Annotated in this window: 20 protein-coding genes; 6 read left to right on the top strand and 14 right to left on the bottom strand. The window is 66.8% G+C overall.

From position 1 onward, the window contains the following. Positions 1-2 precede the first annotated feature (2 nt). The 4 genes from ACQ1RG_RS16755 to ACQ1RG_RS16740 are packed head-to-tail and all read right to left on the bottom strand — an operon-like array spanning position 3 to position 4,490. Positions 3-1,661 (bottom strand): carboxyltransferase domain-containing protein, encoded by a 1,659-nt coding sequence (locus ACQ1RG_RS16755; RefSeq protein ID WP_430600363.1) that lies wholly within the window; start codon positions 1,659-1,661, stop codon positions 3-5. Next, positions 1,658-2,428 carry a putative hydro-lyase gene (locus tag ACQ1RG_RS16750; RefSeq protein WP_063249123.1) on the bottom strand — a complete coding sequence of 257 codons (771 nt, stop codon included), beginning with the start codon at positions 2,426-2,428 and terminating at the stop codon, positions 1,658-1,660. Before ACQ1RG_RS16750 ends, ACQ1RG_RS16755 begins: the two co-directional genes overlap by 4 nt. Further along, on the bottom strand, positions 2,425-3,213 hold the full coding sequence (locus ACQ1RG_RS16745) for a LamB/YcsF family protein (RefSeq protein ID WP_342474228.1): 789 nt from the start codon (positions 3,211-3,213) through the stop codon (positions 2,425-2,427). Before ACQ1RG_RS16745 ends, ACQ1RG_RS16750 begins: the two co-directional genes overlap by 4 nt. Before the next feature lie 2 nt (positions 3,214-3,215). Further along, the gene (locus ACQ1RG_RS16740; RefSeq protein WP_342474227.1) at positions 3,216-4,490 is read right to left on the bottom strand and encodes an NRAMP family divalent metal transporter; all 1,275 of its coding nucleotides are present in this window, start codon (positions 4,488-4,490) and stop codon (positions 3,216-3,218) included. Between the two features lie 235 nt (positions 4,491-4,725). Here ACQ1RG_RS16740 and ACQ1RG_RS16735 point away from each other — a divergent pair, with 235 nt between their 5' ends. The 6 genes from ACQ1RG_RS16735 (at position 4,726) to ACQ1RG_RS16710 (ending at position 8,761) form a co-directional block, all read left to right on the top strand. Continuing rightward, positions 4,726-5,364: a GntR family transcriptional regulator gene (locus tag ACQ1RG_RS16735; protein WP_430600360.1), complete on the top strand. Its 639-nt coding sequence runs from the start codon at positions 4,726-4,728 to the stop codon at positions 5,362-5,364. A 114-nt stretch (positions 5,365-5,478) separates the two neighbouring features. After that, positions 5,479-6,609 (top strand): IS1249 family transposase, encoded by a 1,131-nt coding sequence (locus ACQ1RG_RS16730; RefSeq protein WP_144589524.1) that lies wholly within the window; start codon positions 5,479-5,481, stop codon positions 6,607-6,609. 178 nt (positions 6,610-6,787) lie between these two features. Beyond that, positions 6,788-6,928 (top strand): hypothetical protein, encoded by a 141-nt coding sequence (locus ACQ1RG_RS16725; RefSeq protein ID WP_197931918.1) that lies wholly within the window; start codon positions 6,788-6,790, stop codon positions 6,926-6,928. Continuing rightward, the gene (locus ACQ1RG_RS16720) at positions 6,925-7,152 is read left to right on the top strand and encodes a hypothetical protein (protein ID WP_430600358.1); all 228 of its coding nucleotides are present in this window, start codon (positions 6,925-6,927) and stop codon (positions 7,150-7,152) included. The genes ACQ1RG_RS16725 and ACQ1RG_RS16720 overlap by 4 nt, the downstream gene beginning before the upstream one ends. Positions 7,153-7,338: 186 nt before the next feature. Continuing rightward, positions 7,339-8,178: a tyrosine-type recombinase/integrase gene (locus tag ACQ1RG_RS16715; RefSeq protein ID WP_197931916.1), complete on the top strand. Its 840-nt coding sequence runs from the start codon at positions 7,339-7,341 to the stop codon at positions 8,176-8,178. A gap of 67 nt (positions 8,179-8,245) precedes the next feature. Then, the gene (locus tag ACQ1RG_RS16710) at positions 8,246-8,761 is read left to right on the top strand and encodes a hypothetical protein (protein ID WP_197931915.1); all 516 of its coding nucleotides are present in this window, start codon (positions 8,246-8,248) and stop codon (positions 8,759-8,761) included. A gap of 66 nt (positions 8,762-8,827) precedes the next feature. On the opposite strand, the gene ACQ1RG_RS16705 is transcribed toward ACQ1RG_RS16710, so the two are convergent. The 10 genes from ACQ1RG_RS16705 to ACQ1RG_RS16660 form a co-directional block, all read right to left on the bottom strand. Next, positions 8,828-9,022: a hypothetical protein gene (locus tag ACQ1RG_RS16705; RefSeq protein ID WP_278372240.1), complete on the bottom strand. Its 195-nt coding sequence runs from the start codon at positions 9,020-9,022 to the stop codon at positions 8,828-8,830. Positions 9,023-9,034: 12 nt separating this feature from the next. Then, complete coding sequence (locus ACQ1RG_RS16700) at positions 9,035-9,568, bottom strand: hypothetical protein (RefSeq protein WP_430600356.1); 534 nt, start codon at positions 9,566-9,568, stop codon at positions 9,035-9,037. Positions 9,569-9,585: 17 nt separating this feature from the next. Beyond that, positions 9,586-10,620, bottom strand: coding sequence for a peptidoglycan recognition protein family protein (locus ACQ1RG_RS16695; RefSeq protein WP_430600354.1), 1,035 nt, complete (start codon positions 10,618-10,620; stop codon positions 9,586-9,588). Positions 10,621-10,695: 75 nt separating this feature from the next. After that, complete coding sequence (locus tag ACQ1RG_RS16690) at positions 10,696-11,049, bottom strand: hypothetical protein (RefSeq protein WP_430600352.1); 354 nt, start codon at positions 11,047-11,049, stop codon at positions 10,696-10,698. Next, positions 11,046-11,519 carry a hypothetical protein gene (locus ACQ1RG_RS16685; protein WP_430600350.1) on the bottom strand — a complete coding sequence of 158 codons (474 nt, stop codon included), beginning with the start codon at positions 11,517-11,519 and terminating at the stop codon, positions 11,046-11,048. The genes ACQ1RG_RS16690 and ACQ1RG_RS16685 overlap by 4 nt, the downstream gene beginning before the upstream one ends. A 162-nt stretch (positions 11,520-11,681) precedes the next feature. Next, positions 11,682-15,914 carry a hypothetical protein gene (locus ACQ1RG_RS16680; protein WP_430600349.1) on the bottom strand — a complete coding sequence of 1,411 codons (4,233 nt, stop codon included), beginning with the start codon at positions 15,912-15,914 and terminating at the stop codon, positions 11,682-11,684. Further along, the gene (locus ACQ1RG_RS16675; protein ID WP_430600347.1) at positions 15,911-17,026 is read right to left on the bottom strand and encodes a hypothetical protein; all 1,116 of its coding nucleotides are present in this window, start codon (positions 17,024-17,026) and stop codon (positions 15,911-15,913) included. Before ACQ1RG_RS16675 ends, ACQ1RG_RS16680 begins: the two co-directional genes overlap by 4 nt. A 10-nt stretch (positions 17,027-17,036) precedes the next feature. Then, positions 17,037-18,047: a hypothetical protein gene (locus ACQ1RG_RS16670; protein ID WP_430600345.1), complete on the bottom strand. Its 1,011-nt coding sequence runs from the start codon at positions 18,045-18,047 to the stop codon at positions 17,037-17,039. A gap of 12 nt (positions 18,048-18,059) precedes the next feature. Further along, positions 18,060-18,932 carry a hypothetical protein gene (locus tag ACQ1RG_RS16665; protein WP_430600344.1) on the bottom strand — a complete coding sequence of 291 codons (873 nt, stop codon included), beginning with the start codon at positions 18,930-18,932 and terminating at the stop codon, positions 18,060-18,062. A 2-nt stretch (positions 18,933-18,934) separates the two neighbouring features. Continuing rightward, positions 18,935-25,048, bottom strand: a complete 6,114-nt coding sequence (locus tag ACQ1RG_RS16660; RefSeq protein ID WP_430600342.1) for a phage tail tape measure protein — start codon at positions 25,046-25,048, stop codon at positions 18,935-18,937. Positions 25,049-25,065: the final 17 nt, after the last annotated feature.

Genomic DNA, 25,065 nt, shown 5'->3' with positions numbered 1-25,065 from the left:
GTTCAGCTTTCGTCGGTGGTGGTGGAGTCGACGGTGGCGGCAGTGTCGGCAGGACCCGAATCCGAACGCCGGAAGCGGATCCGGACCCCCGGGGCGAGCTGGGCTGCGAGGTCGGTGTCGTCGACGCTGCCGATGATCGGATAGCCGCCGGTGAGCGGATGGTCGGGGCCGAAGAGCACGGGCTGACCGTTCGGCGGCACCTGCAGGGCACCGGTGACCGCGCCCTCGCTCGGCAGCTCCCCGGTCCGTGCCCGCTCGAGCGGAACGTCCCCGCTCAGCCGCAGGCCGACCCGGTCGGATTCGTGGGTGACCGTCCACTCCTGGTCGAAGAGGGTGGCGACCCCCGCGGGGGTGAACCAGTCATCGCGCGGTCCCAGGGTGACCGTGAGTTCGACGACCTCACCCGGTGTCGGCAGGTGCCTACCCTCGCCGAGGCGGGGGCCGGGATCGACGAGGAACGGTGCGTTGGCGGGCCCGTGGAGTCCGATCGTGTCCTCGGCCGTGAGCGCTGCGGGTCCGAGGTGCCCGAGGGTGTCACTCGAGGCACTGCTGAGCGCGGTGGTCACCGCCAATCCGCCGCGGACGCTGAGGTACCGGCGCAGCCCACGCTCGCTCGCCCCGATCTCGAGGCGGTCGCCGTCGACGAGGGAGAACGCCTCCCCGACTTCGGGCCGGTGGACGACCCCGTTCGCGCCGCTGAGCGTGATCGGCCCCTCGGCCCCGGTGACCGCGGCGACACCGTCGCCGGTGATGTCGAGGACGGTTCCGCCGAGGCTCTCGAGGGCTGCGGTGTCCTCGGCGTTGCCGACGAGGCGGTTGGCCTCCCGCAGGGCCGCCCGGTCCGCGGCTCCCGCGCTCGAGACGCCCATCGAGGCGAACCCGGGCCGCCCGAGGTCTTCGACGAGGAGTTGGAGTCCCGGTTGGACGACGGTGAGCGCATGGGGCGCCGAGGCTGAGCCGGAGTCGGAGTCGGTGACAGTCTCCGTCGAGTCCGCGGTCGGTTCGGTGTCTCGTTCGGTGTCCGCGTCCCCGATGCGCACGCTCTCCCGTTCGGCCTCGCGGAAGGTCACGAGGGTGCCGGGGACGAAGAGCGCAGGAGGGTCCCGGTCGAGGTCCCACAGCCGCGCGTCGGTGCGGCCGATGAGCTGCCATCCTCCAGGTGAGCTGCGCGGGTAGATCCCGGTGAACTCCCCGGCAAGACCGACCGAGCCGACGGGGACCCGAGTGCGGGGGTTTGAGCGGCGGGGCACGTCGAAGAGCGGGTCGTCGCCGGCGAGATATCCGAAGCCGGGGGCGAACCCGGAGAACGCGACCTGCCAGCGGGCCCGCTGGTGGCGGGCGACCACCTCGGCGGGGGAGACGTCGAGGAGGTCGGCCACCTCGGCGAGGTCCTCCCCGTCGTAGCGGACGTCGATGGTCACGGTGCGGGCATCGTCCTCGCTTCCAGAGCTGAGGTCGAGACCGCGGATGGTCTCCTTGAGCTCCCGCTCCGAGGTGCGTCCCGGGTCGAAGCGGACGAGCACGGTGCGGGCGGCCGGCACGAGTTCGACGACGCCGGGCAGCCCCGCGGTCTCGAGGCTGTGGTGGAGGCGCATGGTCGCGGTGAGGTCGGCGCACTCGACGAGGAGGTGCTGCCGGGAGGCCGTGCGGAATTCGGTCACTGGCGGTAGTCGCTTTCGGTGGCGTCGGTGATGAACATCCGCCCGGGGGAGTGGGTGAGGGCGAAGGGCGGTGCCGATTCGGCAATGGCGACCTGCGGGGTGACTCCGCACGCCCAGAAGACGGGGATGTCGCCTTCGGCCATGACCGGGGCATCGCCGAAGTCGGGGGAGTCGAGGTCGGTGATGCCGATCGCCGCGGGGTCGCCGATGTGGACGGGAGCGCCGTGGACGGCGGGGAAGCGGTCGGTGATGCGCACCGCCTCGGCGACCTGATGGGCGGGGATCGGGCGCATTGAGACGACCATGTCGCCGGCGATCCGGCCGGCCGGTCGGCATCGGTTCGACGTCCGGTACATCGGGACGTTGCGCCCGGCGTCCTGGTGGCGGATCGGGATGCCCGCGTCGAGGAGTCCGGTCTCGAACGTGAAGCTGCACCCGATGAGGAAGGACACGAGGTCGGGGTGCTCGGCCCAGATCTCGGTGGCGTCGTCGATCTCCCCGGTGAGCTCACCGTGCTCCCACACCCGGTAGCGGGGGAGGTCCGTGCGCAGGTCGCTGCCCTTCGCGAGCGCCGATTCGACCTGTCCCGGTTCGAGGACGTCGACGATCGGGCACGGCTTCGGGTTGCGCTGGGCGAAGAGGAGGACGTCGAAGGCCCAGTCGGCGGGGACGGCGATGAGATTGGCCTGGACGAATCCCGGCGCCATCCCCGAGGTGGGGCCGGTGAAGCCGTGACGGATGCGCTCGCGGGCGGCGGCGCCGGTCACGACCGCGCACCGGCGAACGGAGCGATGACGACGCCGGCCTCCTCGAGGACGGCGCGGGAGGCCTGCGCCATCTCGATCGAGCCCTTCGAGTCCCCGTGGAAGCAGATCGACTGGGCGTCGACGGTGATGGTGCTGCCGTCGATCGCCTCGATCTGCCCGGTCTCGACGAGGCGGAGGACCCGGGCCGCAACGAGCGCCGGGTCGTCGAGGACGGCACCGGCTTCGGTGCGGGAGACGAGCGAGCCGTCGGGGTTGTAGGCGCGGTCGGCGAAGGCCTCGGCGGCCACGGTCAGTCCCACCTCGGCGGCGACCCGGTTGGACACGCTGCCGGCGAGGCCGAGGAAGGTCAGGTTCGGGTCGACGGCTTTGACCGCCTCGGCGACGACCCTCGCCTGCGCTTCGTCGTGGACGATCGCGTTGTAGAGACCCCCGTGGGGTTTGACGTAGCCGACGGTGCCGCCGACCGCGGTGGCCAGGCCCATGAGCGCACCGATCTGGTACTCGACCTGGGCCTGCAGGGTCGCCGCGGGCACGTCGAGGGCCCGCCGACCGAAGCCCTCGTAGTCATCGTAGCCGGGGTGGGCTCCGATGACGACGCCCCGGTCGGTCGCCTCGGCGAGGGTGGCCCGAATCCCCTCGGGACTGCCGGCGTGGAACCCGCAGGAGACGTTCGCGCTGGTGACGATGCCGAGCATCGCCTCATCGTCGCTGACGATGCGGTCGGGGACGTTCTCCCCGAGGTCGGAGTTGAGGTCGATCGTGGGTGCGTGCTGGGCTGTGGTCATTCTCAGGCTCCGATTCCGATCATCGCGAAGATGGGGCCGACCGACTGGACGGCCATGTACCAGGACACCAGTGTCGCCGCCGTGCCGAGGACGAGCAACCACTTCGGGTACGAGTCGGTGCGCAGGAGCTTCGGGCGGAACCAGCCGATGTACATGAAGATCGTCAGGCCGATCGGCAGGATGAGGCCGTTGAACCCGCCGACGAAGACGAGCAGGGTCGCCGGTGCGGTACCGACGATGAGGTAGACGACGAGCGAGACGACGATGAAGGCGACCGTGGCCAGCTGGAGCGGCCAGCCGCCTGCGAGCTTCTTCGAGAACGCGGAGAGGAAGGTCGCCGAGGTGTAGGCCGCCCCGATGACCGAGCTCAGTGCCGCTGCCCAGAAGATCGCCCCGAAGATCCGGATGCCGGCGTCGCCGAGGACAGCGGCGAAGGCCTGACCGGCGGGGTTGGCGACCTGGCTCTCGAGGTCGAGGACGACGCCGGAGGCGACGACGCCGAAGATCGCGAGGAAGAGGACGTAGCGCATGATGCCGGTGACGACGATGCCCGAGAGCGCCGAGCGCATGACCGCCGGTGCGTTCTCCGGGCCGGTCTTACCCGAGTCGAGGTAGCGGTGGGCACCGGAGTAGGTGATGTAGCCGCCGACGGTGCCGCCGACGATCGTCGTGATCGTCGCGAAGTTGATCGTCTCGGGCAGGAAGGACTGGCGCAGGGCCTCACCGACCGGCGGCTGGGAGACGACGGCGACGATGACGGTGAGGATGATCATGCCGACGCCGAGGATGAGGACGACGGTGTCGACGACCTTGCCGGCGCGCTTGAAGAGGAAGATCCCGATCGCGAGGACACCGGTGAGCAGGCCGCCGAGCTTCGGATCGATGCCGAGGAGGGCGTTGAGGCCGAGACCACCGCCGGCGATGTTGCCGATGTTGAAGGCGAGGCCGCCGATCACGATGAGGATCGAGAGCAGGATGCCGGAGCCGGGCACCGCGGACGAGGCGAGCTGGGCTGCGCGTTTGCCCGACGAGGTGATCATCCGCCAGATGTTGAGCTGGATGGCGATGTCGATGAGGATCGAGATGAGGATCGCGAAGGCGAACGCCGCCCCCATCTGCGCGGTGAACGTCGCCGTCTGGGTGATGAATCCCGGACCGATCGCCGAGGTGGCCATGAGGAAGATCGCACCGACGATGGCACTGCGGCTGATCTTCTCGTGCTGCCGGCCGAGCGGACTCTCCTGGTCGGGTGGGGGCGAGACGGGCGTGTGTGACATGGGCTCTCCGATGAGGTGTCGCGGTGTGTGGTCGATGGTGCGCTCGGACGTCGGCGAAGGACGACTGCTGTGTCCTGCTTCACGCGCTGTCCGCTGAATTAGTAAACAATCTACCAACGATTGTTCAACAAGAGTAGACGTGGATCACAGAATCGTCAACGGCGGCGGTCGACACATCAGGGCGAATTGTCGCCCCGTCCAACGTGCTTCGCTGCGCGGTCACTAGGATGGAGATGTGAATCACGAATCCTCCCTGGTCAATCGGCTCACCGATCGCCTCATCGCCGGTGAGCTCCGTCCCGGCGCCCGGCTGTCCGAGGCGGCGCTGGCGAAGGAGTTCGACGTCTCCCGGAACACGCTGCGCGAGGCGTTCCGGGTGCTCGGGGAGCAGGGGCTCGTCGACCATGTTCCCAACCGCGGCGTCTCGGTCGCCTCGCCGTCCACGGCCGATGTCATCGACATCTACCGGGTGCGCCGGACCGTCGAGTGCACCGTGCTCGCCCACGCGCCCCGCAACCATCCGCGGGCCGCGGACATGCTCCGGGCGATCGAGGAGGCGAAGGCCGCCGCCGACGCGGGGGACTGGCTCCAGGTGGGCACGGCGAACATGGCGTTCCACAACGGCGTCGTCGCGCTCTCTGACAGCGTCCGCCTCATGCGGTCCTTCGGTCATGTCCTCGCCGAGCTGCGGCTGGCCTTCCTCAAGGTCGAACTCCTCGATTTCCTCCACGCGCCCTTCGTCGAGCGGAACGAGGAGGTCTATGAGACCTACCTCGGCGACGGCCCCGCGGCCGCCTCGACGCTGCTCGGGAACTACCTCGGCGATTCCGAACGGCAGGTTCTCGGCGCCTACGCCCGCGCCGGCGGGCTATAGGACAGAAAGTGTGTCTCGGATCAGGCTCGTGCCCAGCAATCCCAACGGCAATACCCGGTTTGCTTAGCTGATCGGGCTTAGCATCGATGGGGTGCTTGCAATCGACGTACATGCGTGATCTGTCAAACAAGGCTGAAGAAGAACGGCACGACCAGTGCTGGTACACCGAGGTACCGGTGCCCGAACTGCGGGGCCAGCAGCACCGGTACACGGGCCGTATCGACACGAAGAACCGAGCTGCGGGTCTTCCTCGACTGGCTACTCGGTCCCGCACCACAGACGGCTGTCGATCACTTCGGGTCGACCCGAACCTTCCGCCGCCGCACTCAATGGTGCTGGCGAATCGCCCCGACCGTGTCAGCGACTGGGGAGATCCATGACCAGATCATGCTCGATGGCACCTATTTCAACGGGTGGTGCGTCCTCATCGCCTACACCGGGGAGAAGGTCATTCACTGGCAGTGGTGTGATCGGGAGAAGACCGCGTCCTGGACGGCGTTGATCGCCCGTATCCCTGCCCCGAGATACGCCGTCGTCGATGGCAACGGTCCTTTGACCACTGTGATCGAGACGCTGTGGCCAGATACCCGCATCCAACGGTGTTTCTTCCATATCCGGCAGGCCGGACACCGGCACCTGACCCGGAATCCGAGCTTGCCGGCCAACCAGGAACTGTTGCGCCTGTACCAGGCGCTGCCGCGGGTTGACTCCCGCGATCAAGCAGCAGCGTGGTTGGCGGCGTTCGCGTCGTGGGAGGCGAAGTGGTCAAGGTTCCTCAAACACCGCACCAGGGCCAAAGACGCTGGTGCGAGGCCGGCGCATGTCCGTCGTGGACAGTCGTGGTGGTACACGCATCTGCGGACCCGTCGAGCGTATTTCTTCCTCTCACGGATCATCGCGAAAGGACACTTGTTCACCTGGTTGGATGCCGCTGACGAGGGTATCGAGCTCGCGCGGACGACGAACGCGTTAGAAGGCGGGATCAATGCGGGCATCAAAGGACTGCTGCGGGCACACCGCGGGTTGAGTGAGGGGCATGCCCGGCGTGGGGTGGACTGGTTCCTCTTCGAGAGGTCTCATCAGGCCGGGACGGGGTGGTCCTTGGTCGGGCCGGAGCATTGGGCACCGCCGAAGCGTGTGCGTGCTCCTCGTGAGGAGCCGATCGGACCGGTGGAGTACGGGACAGGGTTCTCGTGGGAAGACGGCATCGGCATCCAGAAGGGGTGGGGAGGACGACGCGGGTGACGCGCCCGGAAAAGACACACTTTCTGTCCTATAACCCGCGCCGGCCAGGGGTGAGGCCCGCACCTGCGTCCGCAGTCGACTGAGAATGCGAAAGAACCGCCGTCCGGATGATCCGGACGGCGGTTCTTGGCTGGTGCGCCCCCCGGGACTTGAACCCGGAACCCACTGTTTAAGAGTCGTGACAGACGAACCCCAGGTCAACGAGGGTGCCGTCATCCCATTCCACCCCCGAACCGACGTCGATGTCACCATTTCCGGAGACGCCGAAGTGCTCGCGTTCCCCGCAGCCGCAGAGTTCGAGGAGGTCGACGCACGATGACCACCGAGACCGACCTCAACACCCGCGCCGACCGTCTCGTCGAGCTCGGTCGCCGACGCGACCACCTCGAGGCGCACGTGAACTTCCTCGCCCGGGAGATCGCCGGCACCGCCGCCACCATCGGCACCGACACCGTGATCTTCGGCGGGCGAGTCATCGACTACCGCAATGCAAAAGCTGGCCTCGCCGACACCGAACGCGAGTACGCCGATCTACTCAAATGAGAGAATGGGTAAGGTGTTCGCTTAGCGTGAGCGTCGTTGACCATCTGACCTGCGTCGATGTGGCCAAAATTTCATGTTCAACCACACTCAAATGGCAGGTCAACTTAAATAACGATACGGTTTAGAATGGGTCACGAAATGGAAATCGCGAGTGTCGTTTCCATAAATTCTCACCAAGATCAGCGTATGCGACAGACACTTCCCACCCCGGTGGCGTGGGCGGAGGACCTCGACGCGTTCTCCCGGTGGATGACCGCCGCCGACTACCCCCAATCCACCCGCTACCTCCGCAGCTACCACATGCGGCGCTTCGCCCACCACACCGGGCTCACGCCCCGCGAAGTCTCCCTCGAAGACATCACCGACTTCCTCTGCGCGCGCGAGTGGAAGAAGACCACACGATCGAGCTACCGATCGACGCTCAAGTCGTTCTTCGGCTGGACCACCCAGACCGGTCGCACCGAGGACAACCCCACCGTCTACCTCCCGCGCGTGCGCGCCGACATCGGTGTCCCGCGGCCGTTCCCCGAGGAGCTCCTACGGCCGCTGCTCGCCGTCGCCCCCGAACGCGAACGACTCATGATCCGCCTCGGCGCCGAAGCCGGCATGCGCTCCTGCGAGATCTGCCTCGTCAACGTCTCCGACATCGTCGGACCCATCGAACGCCCCTCGATCATCGCCCACGGCAAAGGCGACAAGGACCGGCGCATCCCCATCCCCACCAGCCTCGCCCAGCTCGTCCGTGCGCGAGCAGGCGCTAACTCCGGCGGCTGGGCCTTCACCGGCAAGATCAACGGTCACCTCTCCAACAAACGCGTCATCGAAGTCCTCTCCGACACCATGCCCGGCGACTGGACCGGCCACAGCCTCCGCCACCGGTACGGCACCATCACCTACGCCGGCTGCAAGGACATCCGCGCCGTCCAGAAACTCATGGGCCACGCCAGCCCCACCACCACCCAGATCTACGTCAGCGTCCACGACGACGCGCTCCACCACGCCGCCTCCTTCGCCGCAATCGCCTGATAACGGAACGGCCACAAACAACGACAGCAGTATTCCGGCGTGCGAGGCGAGCGCCTACGCTTCGAACATGCATGCATCCGTACTCGCGGCCCCGACCGCACTCATTCTACTGTTGTCAGCTTGCTCGTCCGGTGAGCCTGCTTCGGTTCCCTCTACGAACGAGGTACAGACCTCCGGCGCTTCGGTGCAGCAGTTCGCTTCTGTCATCGCGGAGAGCCGTGGTGATGTTGATGATTGGCTCGCCGACTGGCACGAGGCGACCTGCTCGACGCTGGCGACCGAATCCGGAGACCCGACATGTCAAGCTCTGCTCTTGGGCGGTGGCCTGACTGCTGAGACGGCGAAGCTCAAGATCGAGGGCGCGACGAAACCCGGCGTCCCAGCATACATCGGTGAACCGCCTGAGGAGATCGCTATCATTTGGGGTGCGACCGAGAAAGTCGCAGTGGCGGCGGCAGACGCGGGGGAGGCGCTACCCGACGATTGCTCGGCCGATTCGGAGTGTGTGAAGAAGGTCTTCGCTTTCGTCACGGCAATGGAGGATCTCCAGTCGAAGTACGACGCGTGGGAACCGTACATGTGATGCCTGAGGACAAGACGAAATGGCCCCCACTGCATGATGCGGTGGGGGCCTATTCGTGCGCTGAGGTCAGGCGTCTAGTGCTGCGCGCACAGCGGCGTCCTTGGCCTCGAGGAGCTTCCGCAACGCCGTCGACTTCTCAGGGCCGTCGGGCAACGCGCCGTCCACCTCGGCGGCGAGCGCCGCGAACTTCTCCGAGGTTGCCCGGAGGGGCGGGTCGGTGAGGTGGTCGTAGGTGAAGTAGCGGAGGATCGGTGCCGGCATGATGGTGTCCTTTCAGTGCCTCGGGGTGTCGGCCGGCCCGGTGGGGTCGGCGTCGCCGGTGGTCTCGGGACGGTACGCGGTCGTTGCCGTGTACCCTTCCTCATCCGGTTCACCCTCAGGTTCGGCGTCCCCGTCGACCTGCGGGTCGGGCGGGGTGTCGTCGGGGTCGTCCGCGCCGTCTCCGACAGGTTCAACGTCCTCGGAGTCGAGGCCGTCCCAGTTCCCGAAGTCCGGGTCCGTGGGGGCCGCGCCGAGGCCGAGCTTCCGCAGGGCGCGTTCGACGCCGGGGATCGCCATGACGCGTGCGATGACCGAGGAGACGAGGGCCGCGCCGGTGGCGATCGCGACGAGGATGAGGCGCAGCTGCTCGGGAGGTTCGACGTTGGATCGGGTGAACTCGTCGAGGACGATCCTCACGATCTCGGGCACGACGACGAGGGCACCGATGATGCCGGGAATCCATGCCTGGATGAACGTGCGCACCGCGGTGCGTGCAGGGTGCTCGGTCTGGGTGGCCGACGCGTTGGGTGTGGTGACGATCTTCATGATGGGTGTGCTCCTTCTCAGTCCGTGAGCTCGGTCCACTTGATGTCGGTGACTGCGACCTCACCATCACCGGAGACGTTCTTCGCGACGACGTAGAGGCGCATGTCGCCGCTCATCTTCGGGCCGATGTTGCACTTGTCGACCTGGGTGAGCTCGGCGTGCACGTCGCCGCCGCCGGCGCGACCATGCACGGTGACCCGCTTGTAGTCGTAGCGGGTGGCGCCCTTCTTCGTCTTCGCGTTGTACTCGCCGAGGCGCAGCCACACCTCAGCGACCTGCCCCTCACGGAGGCCGTTGATCGTGATGTGAGCGTTGACCATGAACGTCTCCCCACGCTTCGTGGAAGTGAGGAACGACCAGGTGTTCTTCGCACGGGTCTTGAGCGTCGTCTCCCGGTTCGGCGGCAGAGGCTGCTTCGCGGTGCGGCGGTCGGAGGTCTTGAATGACATGTCGAGGATTCCCTTCCTGGGTGCGGGTGTGGGGGTGGTGGGTTTCGGGGCCGGCGGTCGGCCACCGGTCTTCGTGAGCTTGAGGCGTTTGCGGAACGTGTCCCCGTTGAACGAGGCATCCGACTTCCGCCCGGGTGGGGAGCACGTCTCGGCGTGCCGCAGCGCCCGGGACTCGGAGAGGTCGAACTCGTCGAGGAGGGCACGCACGAGCTTGAGGTACGCGTCGTACTGCGCCTTCGGCCAGTCCTCCATCGCACCCTCAGCTTCGATGCCGATCGCATACGAGTTCGTCATCGTGCTCGACCGGGACTTCCCGGCATGGTTCGCGACGCCGGCCGCGAACACGTACACGACCCCGGTGCGGCCTAGACCTAACTGGGCGAGCGGGCCAGGTAGGCGCGGGCGCCCGTTCTTGACGACGTTGAACGTCGGGTACTCCGTGGAGCGTTTGAACGATCTCGGGGTCGCGGTGTGGTGAAGGGTGATCGTCTTCACGCCGCGCATGGTCGCGCGGCCCCGTCCCTCCCAGTCACCGACCCACACGACCTCGAGACCGGACTTCTTCACCGCCCTCGCGATCCGTGGGGCGAGCGCATACGCCATGGTGTTGCCTCCTTCAGGCATGAGAAACGCCCCGAGACGATGCGTCAGGGAGCGTGATGGTGGGGTGGTTGGTGGTCAGGTGATGTCGTCGTGAGCGAGACCGTTCTCGGCCAGGCGCTGGCGCAGGTGGTAGTTCACGGTGACGAGGCCCACGTTCTGACGTTGGAGTTTCGCGATCTCTCTGGTGAACTGTTCCTTGAGGTCAGCCATTTGCTCGTTGAAGTTCTCCTCCATCTCCCGGAGCTGCTTCTTGAGTTCGGCGATCTCCGCAGTCGCGTCCTTGTGCCCCTTCTCCGCCTCCTCGGCGCGCTCCTTAAGGCCCCTGCGGCGGCCCTGGACGATGAGAGCGATCGCGAACGCGATGAACCCGGCACCACCACCAGCCTGAACGAGGGCATCCATCATCGACGGCGGCAGCGTGGGAATCATGCGGGCCTCCCATCCCGGGCGATCCTCCGCCGCATCTGGTCGACTGTGGCGAGGAATCCGATGAACATCACCGCGGCGGTTGCCCACGGGTTGAACGCGTTCCGGAGCCCACCGTCTTCGGTGATGATCGGGAGGGTGCCCTGGAAGATCGCGATGCCGTAGACGAACCAGATCGCGGTGATCACGACTTGGGTGGCGAGAATCGCAGAAAGCCACCGGGAGGCCATGGCCAACAGAAGCAGGACGGACGCCAGTGCTTGCAACCACCCCCAGGTGTTGGCACCGACGATATCGGCGTAGGCGTAGATGTCACTGCTCGTGTCCGGGTCGAGGGCAAGGTCGAGTCCGCTGCCCAGTCCTCGTCCGGCGAGGATGATGAGCAGCGCGGTGAGGAGCCATTCTGGGGCTGGTTCGAGCCGGAATTTGACCCGCAGGATGGACGGCAGCATGTACGAGTGCCGACCCCTCACGAGTCCACCTCCTCGACCGGTTCGGGTGGGGTGGTGGACTTCTCCGTGACCGGTGCCCCGCACGGCCCGCAGATGACGAGCATCTCAGGGTCGGTCAGCTGCACGGGTTCACCCTCGTTCACACAATCCGGTGTGAGACACGTTGCCCACAGGTCTGACATCTCATTCCCCTATCGCAGTCCATGCCACGTCGATCGGGCCGGCAGTGTCCCTGCGCGCCCAGACGACGAAGCTCGTGGTCGTCTCGTCAATGAAAGTCGCCGCGTGCACCACAGGCCATGCGGTGCGGGCGGTGACCTGAATGGCGGGTTTCGTGGTGAAGCGTCCCGCAGGCAGGGTGACTGTTGCCGAGACGCGGCCGTTGTTCGAGGGCACGTTGAGCTGCACCACCCCGGAGGCGACCTTCGGGACACCGGTGACGGTGTTCTGACTGAACGAGAGCGGCCCCCACCGGCCCGACCCGTCACCCTTGACCTCGAACGTGTTCGACGCCGAGGCGATCGTCGCGGGAGTCGCGGTCGGGTACGTGTTCACTTCGGCAGGGACTGTGGTCTCACTGTCGAGGTAGTGCCACAGCGCCACCGATTTGCCCTGCTGGGTGTTCGTGAACGAACGCCGGAAGTCAGTACGCTCGGGTGTCGTGGCCTTCTTCGCGGTGAACCCACCGATCGTTTCAACTCCGACCGGCAGCGGCGAACCCAACGCTTTCAGGCGAGCACGACGAGGCCATGTGAACCGTGTCGGGGGACTGATCCGCGACGTGTAGTCGAGGGCGTTGTCGCTGTCGAAATCGGTCTCCCACCGGTACGCCACCCACCAGTCCGGGGAGTCATCTCCCGTCGTCGGTGGCGCGTACTCGTTGATGCGGCCACCTCCGCCGTTGAGAGTGCGGAACTTCCCATCAGCGAAGGCCAGGCCCGTGTCGCGGCCGTTCTCCGCTGTCTTCCACGACTTCGCGGGATCCCACACCCCGGAGGTGGAGAACGTCACGATCGCGTCCCCGACGTTGCCGGAGGTCTTGCGGACGGTGACGAACGTGCCGCCACCCCAGTCGCCGGGGCCGATGTAGATTCCGCCGACGTCGGACTTCGTTCCGTCCTTGCAGTCGACGGTCGCGATCGTCGCACCGGTCGTCTTGTTGTAGGTGCGCCAAATCAGTGACCCGGCGTCGGTGCATTGAGCGATGACGACGTTCGTGCCGTCCGTGCCGATGCCCGGCTTGTAGGTCAGAGGGTTCGTCTTCGACCAGCCCACGTCGGTGTACTCCCACTCGCGGAGGAACGCGCCGGCGGTGGAGTACACGCGCACGAAGTACTTGTACGGGGTGCCGGACTTCTGACCCAGGAGGAACAGTTCGGAGCCGATCGCGGTGACACCCCCGGCAGCCCAGAATTGGTCCGTCATCGGAATGTTGTCGCCGACGACTCCGGTGGCCGGGTCGATCGAGATGAGGCGGTCGACCTCGGAAGCGTTGGGGACGTCGACAAACGTCCAGTACTTCCCATCCGCGTAGGCCAGGCCGTAGAGGACTCCACCCTCAGGAGGAGTGAACCCCACGGAGGCCCAATACGGCTGCACCACCGGGGGTGCGGTCGGGTCCGTAACACCCGCCTCGAGGACGAGCTTCGCCCCCTGCCCGAGCCGGTTCTCCGTGTGCCGGAACTCCGCCGGGCCAGTCGCCACCATGGACTCGGCCTCAAGGTCACCCTTGAACGTGGACCCATACGGGGTGAGTCTGACTCGCCAGTCGTCGGCGTCGTCGTAGACGGCGATACCGGACGCGTCCTGGGTGACACGTGCTCCGGTGCGGGCGGTTTGGATGGTGGCACCGGTGATGACCATGCCGTCGATCGCATCGGCCTCGAGCATGCCGGTGCGGATGCGCACGAACTCACCGATCTTCGCCCACAACTCCTCGCTTGCGGTGATCTTCGACGCTGTCACGGCACCGGTGAGGATCGCGTTCTCACCAATGAACTCGGTCGCCACGGCCATGCCGGCGACGACCACGTCGGCGAAGAGCTTCCGGACCGTCGCCTGGTCCATGGTGGCGGTGCCGGCGAGGAGCTGTCCGACCTCGATCTTGAGGAACTTCGCGACGTCGGCGGCGATGGTCTGCGCGACGACGGTGGAGAGGGTGGACTGGCCGGTGACGAACAGGTTCCGAATGTCGGCCTGCTGGATCGACGCCGTGGCGGCGGCGATCTTCTGCACCACAGCCTCAGCCATAGCCGCCAGCCCCGCCTTGAGGTTGGAGACCTCGAGGACGTTCGCCGCGAGGTGTGGGGTCTGGATGCCACCCGGTTCGATGAGGGTGCCACCGACAGCCTTGTACAGCTTCAGGCCAGCGAGCGAGACCGTCGCTGTGCGCTCTGAACCATTGGCATGGTTGAAGTACACCCGCGACAGATAGACCTTGTTCACGCCAGCGCGAACCTTCACCCGTTGCACGAGTTTCGTCCACGTCGTCGGCACGACGTAGTTCGCCACCGGGTACAAATATGCTCCAGCCGGACCGGTGCCCTCGACTGCCTCCCAGCGATTCGAACCATCCGCGACCATCGACCCGTCCTGGGCCCGCAGCTCGAGATAGAGACGCGAGTTCGGCTTGTCTGCCTTGACCCATACCTCGAGCACAAGTGTCTCCGCGGGCGTGACCGTGAACTGCCCGAATGAGGCAAGGTCACTCGATACTGTGAGATTGGCGGAGTTGTTCACCGATCCGGCATATCCTGGCGGTGCGTCCGTGCTGTAAGTCACCGACGTGGGCCACCCGATCGCGCTGCCCTTCGACAGGTCACCGTTGGGCACCATGTTGCGTTCCGTGCCGATGAGGAGCTTGTCCACGGTGATCGCACCGGCACGAATGAGGGTGGCGACGTCGAGGAACCCGGTCGTGATCTTCGCTGCGTCAAGGTAGGCGATGACCTCAGACGAGACCAGCACTGACACCCAGGTGGTGCCGTTCCACAGCTCCTGGAACAGGACACGGCCGCCACTGCCCATCGTGGACATGGTGAACCACACATCATCGACCCTGCCGTCGTAGTTCGCCGGGGGCCGTGAGGTGGACCGGGTGACCCGGTTCTTCGTCGACGCCGAGGTCATCGCCGACGTCGCATCCGACTGCGCCTTGCTCGCCGCGGCCTGTGCCGCATCCGCCGCTGTCTGCGCGGCGTCGGCAGCGGTCTTCGCCTGGTCCGCCTTCGACTGTGCAGCCACCGCCGCGGCGGCCGCATCCGTGGCCGCCTTGTCCGTCACCGGCACCCAGTTCGTGCCGTCGTACCGGTTCGGCTGGTTCTTCGGTGGGGTGCCGGAGATGTCGATCCACAGGTTGTTGATGTTCGCGTTCGACCCGGTCGGTGCCGACACCTGGACGATGATCTTGCCCTTACCGTTCGCGATCCCGGCCGCCGCAGCGGCGTCGGCGAGCGCCTTGTCCGCAGAGGTCTGCGCCGTGGTGGCCTTCGACCCGGCATCGAAGGCGGCCTGCTGGGCAGAGTCGGCCGTCGCCTGTGCGTCGGTGATCCCACCCTCGAGCGCGGTCTGGGCGTTCGCGAGTGCCTGGTCCATCTGCGACTTCAACTCGGCATCGAAGCGCGCTGCCGCATCGGCCGCCGACTGGACTGCACCCGAGATCGCTCCCGGCACGGCGTCGAGGCCCTGCTCAGCTTCGTCGAGGCGACCCTCGGCGGCGGTGAGATCCTCACGCAGTTTTGGGAGGGTCGTGTCAGCGAGATCGCCGAGAGTCGTCTTGAGACCATTGAGTGCCGTCTCGGCGGCGGTGATCTTCCCCGCGAGCTCTTCCTGGCTCCCCTCCAACGCCTGCTTCGCCTGGTCGATGAGTCTCTGCGCCTGATCGATCGCGGCCTGCACGAGATCCCCATACCCGGGAACCTCGACCGTCACGAACCCGGACGCCGGCGAGAGCTTCCCCGCCTGGGACCAGGAGACCAAGCACACCGTCCAGGTGCCCTTCTCGACACCGATCGTGACCTCACCACCCGACGCGGCCACGATGGAATCGCGGGCCGTGGCCCTCGTCGGGACGAACTCGGCGGCGCCGGGCACGGCGTGGATCTCCGTGCGTGACCAATCCGTGGGAGCTACGAGTTCGTCGACGAAGTTCCCATCCCAGCGGGCAACGATCGTGCCGTTGTCGACCGAGACCTGTGGGGCCGAAGGGGTGGGCGGGGTCGGGCCGCCGATCACTGTGACCGTCTGCCGGCCGTCATCCTGCAGCCCGACCATCATCCGCAGATTCCCGTCCGCGTCGTTGACATCGAGAGTGCCGTTCTCCAACGACGAATTCGCCAACTGCGGCCCCGTGGCGAGCGCGCGTTGTGCCTTCTTGAGGTTCTCGATGTCGCGGACCATGCGGTCGAGGGGTCTCACTTGCTCACCTTCTCTGCGCGTCGGACCTGCAGGGTGGTCGTGTTCGTGTTGGGGCGGATCTGGATGCCGAGGATCTTCACCCAGACGCTGCGTCGGCCCTGCCAGCCGTCGGCGGTGTTGATGAGGATGTCGTCACCGACTTGGTAGGAGCCGAGGAGTGCGTTCGGGTGTTGGGCGACGGCGAGGTCGCTGATGTCGTCCTGGCCGTCGCGTGCCCGGCGCTCGACTGCTGCGCGCTGCCGGGCCGCTGTGGGGGTGGTGATGGATTTGTCGGCGACGACCTCGTAGCGGCCGAGGCGGCCGGGGGTGGGGTCGGCGTCTTCGGCGCGCATCATCTTCTGTCCCTCGCCGGCACCGAGGACGATGACGTTCGAGGCGTAGGAGTCCGCGTCGGTCTTGAACTGGGGGAGCACGGTGACGTTCTCCCCGACGGTGAACCGCAGGTCAGTGCGGCGAGCGCCGAGGCGTGGGTAGCCGTAGGTGAGGGTGTGGTGGATCTTCGTTTTGTCGGTGTTCCAGGTGTGGGTGAGCGTGTATTCGAAGGGGGCGAGGTCGGCGAGTTCGTCGAACTCCTTGGCGAGGTCGTGGGTTTGCCAGTACGCGAGTACGTAGGGGGTGACCTTCACCGGGGTGGTGGATGGGGGGATGGTGTCGTCGCCGATGAACATGGTGCGGGACTTCGTGTCGCCGTCGAATTCGATGCCGAGGTTGAAGTTCTTCCGGGCTTGGGTGTGGTCCCACAGGTGGCGGGAGACCTTGAGGGGGTCGTCGCGTTCGATGACTTTGTGCCCGGTGTAGGGCATGCCGGTGAGGTACCCGGTGTGGCCGACGCAGTCGAGTCCGAGTTTCGGGCCGTCGGTGTCTATGTTCTCGAGGATGCCGCCGCCGCGGATGAGGCCGTCGACCTCGGCGTAGATGCCGGTGGTGCCGGCCTCGAGGATGAACTTCCCGTCCTGTTTGAGGGAGGGGTGTTCGGGTTCGATGGTGGCTTTGAGTCCGCCGTGGCCGTTGACGACCTGGTGGATCTCCACATCGGTCAGTGGGACGTTCGTGTTGAGGAACGTCTCGGTGCCGTCACCGTTGAGTCTGGTTGCGAGGTAGCGCCATGTCATGGGCGTGTGCTCACTCGGTGGACGGGTCGGGTTCTTCGAGGAACGTCACCTTCAGCGACAGGCCGGAGAGACCGTCCATGCGCACGACGCCGGTGGCAGTCGAGGAGTCGTGGCGACGGGCTCGGAACGCGAACGTCATCATCTGTCCGCGCATTGCCGCGTGGATGGTGCGGTAGTCCGACATCAACCACGGCTGCCGTTGGATGTTGCCCTCGGGGGCGTCGAACGCGAACTCCTGCGTGTTGTACCGGAACGGCTGGCCAGAGTAGTTGCCTTCGGCGGAGGAGGGGCCGTAGTTGATCCAGTACCGTCCCCACACGTTCGCCGCCGAGTAGCGGACCTGGTACCAGGCGGGTTCGACGACCATCGCTGTCGCCCAGGCCGGGCAGAACATCTGCTGACGGGCACCGGTCGGGGTGCCGTCGCCGGGGAACCACTCGCCGGCCGCCGCCTTCGAGTTCAACGCCATGCCCTGGTCGGAGGCCACCGAGGCACGGGACCGGTTGACGACGAGGATGCGGGGGTTCGCCATTTCCCGAATGTCGGTGAGCATGTCGTTCGTGATGGTCGCCGTGTTCGCCGGCTGGTTGAGCTTCTTCAACGGCACATACGGCACCGTCGTCGGCAGCGCGGACACCCACTGATAGAAGTTGCGGGGGTCGGTGGCCGGGTTCGTCGGCTTCGCGCCGTCGTACTGCTCGTCTTTGATCCGGATGATGAGGTACCGCAGCGCACCGCCCGACGACCCGGTGGCCGGTACGGGGAAGTCCGTTGACGAAGTCTCGCGCACTGCGTAGGACTGGCCTGCACCGCCGGGGCCGAGGTAGTCGTTCGGGGTGACACCGGCACCTGCGTGGATGCGCACCGCACCGCCCGGGGTCGGCAGCGCGGTGACCCGGAGGTCACGAGGGGCCATGATGCCGCGGCCGCCGTTCGTCGCCGCGTACAGGGCGAGGCGAGCGCCTTCGACGTCGTTCTCGGCGCCGCCGCCGATCGCCCAGGGGATGTTCTGCAAGGCCATGAGTGATCTCCCTCAGAGTGTGGTGATGGTGGGCCGCCACGTGAGAGTGACGGTGGAGGTGCCGGACTGGTCCTCGCCGGTGAACTTGATCTCCGACGGGCCGGGCGGGATCGTGATGTCATCGAGGCGGGTGCCCGGGCTGATGAGGCCGGCCGCCGAGGCGCCGGTGTCCCAGAGGACTGTTCGCCGGCGGGTGTCGAGGATGATGGAGCGGTCATACGGCAGGTTCTGAGTGACACCGAACCGCCACCCCGGACCGGTGACGACGGCCTTGCTGACGGGGCCGTGGACCTCGATGAGCACGTCATGGGTGGGGGTGGTGCCGCCTCCGTCGGAGATGATGCCCTGCCGGGTGCCGCCCTGCGTGGTGCCCCAGGGGAAGACGATCGGGAAGACGAAACCCCCGGCCCGGCCGGGGGTCATCGTCATCTTGAGCTGTCTGGACACGCCGTCGACGAGGTCCGGTGACGAGGGTTGGAACGTGGCCTCGGCCTTGAGCGTCTCGAGGACGAAGAGGTCCGAGGGCTCGGTGAGCTTGAGGTCGCGGGGGCGACCGTAGATGCGGCGGATAGTGTCGTGCAGCGCGAAGTCGAGCGGCACCTCGGCGCCCGGGTCGCGCACGTCCGGCGCCTCCCACGCCTTGACCAGGGCGAAGTAGTTCGCCGCGGCCTCGGCGGGGTCCGTACCGGTGATCGTGAACTTCAACCCCCACGGTTTGACGTCCTTGTAGTCGCGTCCGAAGAACACGCCCCCGGCGACGGGGTTGAGGACATCCTGGTCACGCCACACCAGGCCCGGCGTTTCGATGCCGCTCAGGTAGACGGGGTGGCCGGGGCCGAAGCGGTACCCGCGCAGATCGAACTCAGAATGGGACAGGGTCGGCATGGTCAACTCCCGAGGAGGGTGGAGGAACGGGCGATGGTGCGCTTCGCGTCGGTGTAGCCGCTGCCGACCGTGGAATGGACGAACCCGGTCATCTGCTGCCCGTCGACGGACAGGGTGATCTGGACGCCGTCGAGGAGACCCGCGATGTCGGCCTTCGTCATCTGGCCGGCCGCCGCCGCGGCGATCGCCTTCACGGAGGCGTCGTCGAGGCCGATCGTCGAGGGCACACCGCGCATCACCTGGTTCTCGATCGCGACGGACTCCTTGTGCGGCATGACCTGCTCGCCGCCGGCGAAGTTCACGACCTTCGACCCGTCGCCGCCGAGGCGCGCCCACTTGCCGAACCGGTCACGGACGAGCTCGAAGCCGTCCTCCCCGACCTCGGCGAGACCCGGGATCGCGGCGAGGGTGCCGTCGGCGTAGCCGTGGCCCTTGCCGATGAAGTCGAGCATGTTCCAGCCGCGGCGCTTCGCCTTGTACTTCGCCCAGTTCATGCCGGCGACGAGGTTCGCGAGCGGGTGCGTGCGATCGTTCGGCAGCGACTTGTCGCGGAAGGCCGCGAACGTGCCCGGGATGACCTGCACGAGACCCATCGCCTCGTTGCCACCCGAGTTCACGTCACGCACCTGCTGGCGGATGCTCGGGTTGCCACCGGACTCGGACTTGATCTGCCGCAACCACGCATTGACGTAGTCGTCGGTGGTGGGCAGACCCACACGCTTGAGGGCCTGGATGACAGTGTCACGCCACCGCTCCACACCGGACCCGCCGGGCATCACGAACGTCTGCGACTTGCCGTAGTCCGCGGCCTTCTTCACCAGACCCTCGGCGGCGCGGGACATGATGCCGCGCCCCAGCTGCCCGGCGAGCCCGTCCGGGAGCTGCTTCGAGAACTTGCCATACATTTCCCCGGTGAGCTTCTGCGCAGCCCTCCGGTACGCCTTCTCGAGGTTCGCGCCGGCGGCGACACCCGCACGGTCGAGGAACGGGTGCGAGGGCGGCATAAAGTCGTCCCCGGAGAACGAGCCCGGTGTCATGTCCGCGCCGGCACCACCGGGCACCGAACGGTTCGCCCAGTGCACGTGGTTCCAGTGGATCTTCCGGACCGCACCCGAGTAGGTGTAGGGGCGGCCGTTCTTGATCTGGCGCCCACCGGCCGGGGAGTAGATGATCTCGGCGGAGTTGCGGTAGTTGTTGTAGAGGAAGTCGAAGATCTGACGCATCGGCCCGCCGAGGTCAACGGCCATGCCACGCGAGTGGTAGGACTTGTTGCCCGACACAGTGGTCGCGCCGCCACGGTACGCAGAATTCAGGGTCGCCGACGGGAACTTCGACTTGACGATGCCCCACAGGCCGCGCCACACACCGCCGTCAGCGAAGTGCTCGGCCTGCATCGCGTAGAGGTCCTCGAGGCGGCCCTCCCGGGCGGCACGGTTCTGCGCCTTGATCCCGGCCTCGCCGCCCATGGCCTTCGTCCACTCGGGAACCATGAACGATTCGCCGCCGGAGAGGTCGATGCGGCCACCGGTGGGGGAATAGAACTGGTGGATGTCCTGGCGCGGCGAGTAGCCGGGCAGGGTGCCGCCGTCGCGGTACTTCAGCTTCGCAGGTGCCTTGAGCTTGACCCCGACGTCACCGAACGCCCCGTTGACCGCGGCCGCGAACGACGAGAGCACACTGATCGTGCGGTTCAGCGACTCGCCGACGTCGCCGGGAGTACGCTCCATCGTCCGGTCGATCCCGGACCGCAGACCCTCGAACGAGTCCTTGCCGCCACGCTCGATCGAATCGAACCCGGACGACGCCGTGCGCCCCAGGGTGCCGAGCGTGTCGGAGAGGTCCGCGTTCATCCCGCGCATCGTCGCGTCGACACCCGAGCGCATCGCGGACACTGACGACGCAGTCTGCGCGTTCATCGAATCCCAGCCGGCCTTCTGAGCCTTCGCCATGGTGGAGAGGTTCGCGGCCTGGTTCGCCGTCATCGACGCGAGATTCGTCGACTGAGTCGTCGACATCGTCGTCATCCCCAACGACAGCGTCTCCGACATGCCCGTCATCGCCGTCGAGGTGGCCTCCTGACGGGCCAGCAGGGACGCGTCGGTGTCCGAGGTCATCTTGAGATACGCGGCCTCTGTGAGGGCCTGCATCGACGTCAGAGCATCCGACGTCGTCGTGACAGTGTCCTCCCACGACACCTCGGCACCCGCCTGAGAGCCGGCGAGATCCGTCGGCGCCGGCACACCCACCGCTGCCGTCGGGTCTGAGGCGAGCGCCGCGGTGTCCGAGGGTGCTGCGGCGTAGTCGGTGGGGATGGGGCCGAGCGAGGTGAGGGGTGGGACGGCGGCGAGGCCGAGGAGGCCCGCGGTGTCCTCGATCTGGGTGATGGAGTCGAGGAGGGCGTTGTTGAGGCCGGCGGCGGTGTCGAGGCCGCGGGCGTACATGACTGTGGAGGGGGACTTGATGCCGAGGGCTCGCTTGAGGGAGTTCTCCATGCCGCGGGCGATCTTCTCGATCGTCTTCTCCACAGCCTTCTGCTGGGACTCGAGTCCCTTGACGAGGCCGGCTGCCGCGTTGACGCCGCCCTTGTAGAACCCCTCGGTGACGTAGGCGCCGGCCTGGTTCGAGTACTTCTCGATGTCCTTGTAGGAGGCGTTGATCGAGCGGACGTCGCCGCTGGTGCCCTTGAGGAGTTCGTCGGCCACGGTGATCGACTCCTCGATCGATCCGGCCTGGGCGACTTCCTGCAGGATCGCACCCGAGTAGCCCATGCGCTGCAGGCGCTTGAGCTTGGCCGAGAGGTCGCGGACGCGTTTCGCCGCGGCGGCCGCGTTCGTGCGCACCCCGGACACGCCCTTGGTCTGCTGCCAGACACCGTTCTTGTCCTGCGCCCACTGAGAGTCGACGTCGAGCTTGTAGGCGTTGTTCTGGATCGACGAGGACACCGAGTTCTGGATCTGCTTGAGCTCGTCGAGCTTCGCCTTCGCCTTCTCGGTCCGCTTCTCGAGCTTCTCCAACGACCCGTACAGCGATCGCAGGGACTTCTCGTACTGGCGAGCATCGATGCCGGCGCGGCGGCGGGCGCTGCCGGAGAGGTCCTTGTTGCCGGCGAGCGCGTTGAGCCGGTCGACGGCGGAGTAGGCGCCGGAGAGACCACTGGTGACCTGCTGACGGACGTCGCCGCGGCGGATGTCGGTGTAGAGCTCGGTACGGAGCTCGCCGACGCGGGCGCGGCGCTCAGCCTCAGCGCGGCGGCGCTCCTCGGCCTTCTCCTTGGCCTCGGCGAGGCGACGCTTCGCATCGTCCGGGGTGGTCGATGCGATACCACCCTTGGCCATGGGGAGAGTGCCGGGCATTCGCTGCAGGGCCTCGGCGAGGATCTTCCACGACCGGCGTGACCCGTCGAGGGGGACGTAGGCTTCGTCGACGTCCATGCGGTCGCCGACGACCCGCCACGTGTTCGGTGGCACCATCTCCGCGATCGGTGCCATGGGGCGCAGGCCGCCGTCGGCCATGTACTCGAGGATTCCGCCGGCGGCCTCGAACTTCTGGGTGTTCTTGCTCTTCGGGTCCGAGGAGTAGACCTTCTTGTTGCCCTCCTGCCGGACGTAGACCTCGTTGACCCGCACCCAGACGTTCTTGTCCTTGACGTTCGCGAGGGCCTCCTGCACGGAGGTGATGCCGTCGAGGGCCGAGTCAATGCCGAGAGCCTTGACGCGGGTGCGCACCTCCTCGGGGGTCATGAGCACCTGGTCGGCGTAGGCCTCGGCCTCGGACTTGGTCATGCCGAAGCTACGCGCGGTGCGCACCAGCTCCTCGCGGGAGGTCTGCAGAGACGACCTCAGTTGTTCGGCAGACGCACCGTTCTCCGCCATGGACGCGGCGGCCTCGTTGCCAGCCTGCGCGATCCCGTCGAGAGCGTCCTGGTTGTCCCGGCCCTTCTGCGTGGTGATGTCGAGAGTCTTCCCGTTCTTCTCCAACGCCTCGGTGGCCGAGTCGAGAGACTCCTGGAACGCGCGCTGTGCTTCACGCTCGCTGAGCGTCGCGGAGCCGAACCCCCGGATCTCCTCGGCGAGCTGGGAGATCTTGTCACCGGTCGACTGGGCCTCCACGCCGAGGTCGCTGAGCTTCTGAGCCTGTTCGTCAGTTGCGGCGCCGGCGGCGAGCATCTCCGGGGTGATCTCGCCCGTCGCGATCTTCATCAGCGTCTGGTCGTCGGTCGCCTGGCCTGCGGCGAGCGCGATGTTCGTCAGATGATCGCGGTACTGGGGGAACTTCTCGAACGTGGTCTGCAGGTCGACGTCGGAACGTTTTGCTTCGTCGGCGATCGCGGCGAAGCCCTGCTGAGCGGTCTCAAGGCCACCAGAGGAGACAAGGTCGGAGAGTGCCTTGTCGGTGGCCTCGATGTTCTCGTTGGCCTTCGAGATGTCCGACTTGACGTTGAGGAGTTTGTCCATCCACACGGTGAACGCGGCACCGGAGGCAGTGGTGCGTTCGAGAGCGACGCCCCAGTTGTTGATCTCATCACCGGTGCTCGTCCACCAGCCCTGCGTGTTCTCCCACATTTTCGGGTCGAGGATGGTGTCCTTGACGCCCATCTTCTCGGGATTCTGCAGTTGGACGAGCGCGGCCGTCATCTCGGCGCTGCTGGTGGTGCCCTGCTTGAGGACAGCGCTGAACGCGGCGCCGGTGACCTGGGCGGCGGCGAATGCCGCACCGACCACGGCGATTGCCTTGCTCATCGAGGTAAGTCCGCCGGCGACCTGAGGATGCTCTCGATTCAGGGTCTTGAATCCGTCGATGACTTCGAAGACCTTCGGCGCGAGGAGGAGGAACCCTCCTCCGGCGAGCCCAGCGGCCCCGGCGATACCCGCGACCCCCGCCGTAGCCTGCTTCACGGGCTCGGGGAGGTCGGAGATCCAATTCGCTAACCCCGCGACACCGTCAGCCGCATCCGCGACGGCGGGGAGGAACACGTCTCCGAAGCTGATCGCGGAGTCCTTGATCGCGTTGCCGGCGATCCGCACGCGGGACTCGGCGGTGTCGTAGCGCTTGTTCGCCTCTTCCATCAGCGCGATACCCCGCGCGTACTCCTCGTTGCCGGTGGCGAGCGCCTGCTTGAGGACGTCGGATGCGCCGGAGAGGCGGAGCAGGGCGTCGGCTTCGCGGATGCCGGTGATGCCGAGGTCGGTGAGGGTCTGGTTGACGTTCTGACCGTTGGCCTGGGCCTGGCCGAGGCCGGCGATGAACGTCTGCAGGGCGCCGGATGCGTTGTCGCGCCAGGCAGCACTGAACTGGTCCGAGGACATGCCGGCGGTCTCAGCGAATGTTGCGAGCTTGTCGCCGCCGCCGGAGACCTCGTTGCCGATCTTCTTCATCACCATGGAGATCGCGGTGCCGCCAGCCTCAGCGTCGATGCCGACGGAGGAGAGTGCGGTGGCGAGGCCGAGGACGTCGCCCTCGGTCATGCCGGCCTGGCGGCCGGCGCCGGCGATGCGCATCGCCATTTCGACGATCTCGCGCTCAGTGGTGGCGAAGTTGTTGCCCAGACCGACGACGGCGGCGCCGAGGCGGCCCATGTCCTTCTGGTTGGTGCCCATGATGTTGGAGAACCGGGCCAGCGACGACGCCGCCTCCTCGGCGGACAGGTTCGTCGACTCGCCCATGTCGATCATGGTTTTGGTGAAGAGGAGGACGTTGCCGGTCTTGATGCCGAGCTGTCCGGCCGCCTCGGCGACGGCGGCGATCTCCGTGGTGCTGGCTGGCAGTTCCTTGCGTGCGAGGTTCCGCAGCCCTTGTTCGAGGCCCGAGAGTTCCCGCTCAGTGCCGTTGACGGTCTTCGTGACACCGGCGAAGTCGGACTGCCACTGCATCGCGGCGCGGCCGGCCATGCCGAACCCGACAGCGACAGCGCCGCCGAACCCGGCCGCCGCGGCACCGGCGGCCTGCCATGCCTGGGGGTGTTCTTTCGCTGACTTCTCAAGCCCGGCCAGTCCGAGGCGCGCTTTCGCGATGCCGTTGCGCTCGAGGTCGAGCATGGCGGTCTTCGCGAGGCGGGAACCGGTCACGATCCCGGTGGAATCGAGTGTCATCCGCCAGGCAACAGAGCGATCAGCCATGGGTCACCTCCTCGAAG

This window comes from Brevibacterium sp. K72, from assembly GCF_050562175.1.
GTDB lineage: Bacteria > Actinomycetota > Actinomycetes > Actinomycetales > Brevibacteriaceae > Brevibacterium > Brevibacterium casei.
This window is presented reverse-complemented; position numbering and strand designations above follow the sequence as displayed.

What these genes read in the sequence shown, in the direction of transcription:
- ACQ1RG_RS16745 (WP_342474228.1), bottom strand. Translation starts at nt 3,213, where the DNA reads ATGACCACAGCCCAGCACGCACCCACGATCGACCTCAACTCCGACCTC.
- ACQ1RG_RS16740 (WP_342474227.1), bottom strand. Translation starts at nt 4,490, where the DNA reads ATGTCACACACGCCCGTCTCGCCCCCACCCGACCAGGAGAGTCCGCTC.
- ACQ1RG_RS16720 (WP_430600358.1), top strand. Translation starts at nt 6,925, where the DNA reads ATGACCACCGAGACCGACCTCAACACCCGCGCCGACCGTCTCGTCGAG.
- ACQ1RG_RS16715 (WP_197931916.1), top strand. Translation starts at nt 7,339, where the DNA reads ATGCGACAGACACTTCCCACCCCGGTGGCGTGGGCGGAGGACCTCGAC.
- ACQ1RG_RS16710 (WP_197931915.1), top strand. Translation starts at nt 8,246, where the DNA reads ATGCATGCATCCGTACTCGCGGCCCCGACCGCACTCATTCTACTGTTG.
- ACQ1RG_RS16705 (WP_278372240.1), bottom strand. Translation starts at nt 9,022, where the DNA reads ATGCCGGCACCGATCCTCCGCTACTTCACCTACGACCACCTCACCGAC.
- ACQ1RG_RS16700 (WP_430600356.1), bottom strand. Translation starts at nt 9,568, where the DNA reads ATGAAGATCGTCACCACACCCAACGCGTCGGCCACCCAGACCGAGCAC.
- ACQ1RG_RS16695 (WP_430600354.1), bottom strand. Translation starts at nt 10,620, where the DNA reads ATGGCGTATGCGCTCGCCCCACGGATCGCGAGGGCGGTGAAGAAGTCC.
- ACQ1RG_RS16690 (WP_430600352.1), bottom strand. Translation starts at nt 11,049, where the DNA reads ATGATTCCCACGCTGCCGCCGTCGATGATGGATGCCCTCGTTCAGGCT.
- ACQ1RG_RS16675 (WP_430600347.1), bottom strand. Translation starts at nt 17,026, where the DNA reads ATGACATGGCGCTACCTCGCAACCAGACTCAACGGTGACGGCACCGAG.
- ACQ1RG_RS16670 (WP_430600345.1), bottom strand. Translation starts at nt 18,047, where the DNA reads ATGGCCTTGCAGAACATCCCCTGGGCGATCGGCGGCGGCGCCGAGAAC.
- ACQ1RG_RS16665 (WP_430600344.1), bottom strand. Translation starts at nt 18,932, where the DNA reads ATGCCGACCCTGTCCCATTCTGAGTTCGATCTGCGCGGGTACCGCTTC.
- ACQ1RG_RS16660 (WP_430600342.1), bottom strand. Translation starts at nt 25,048, where the DNA reads ATGGCTGATCGCTCTGTTGCCTGGCGGATGACACTCGATTCCACCGGG.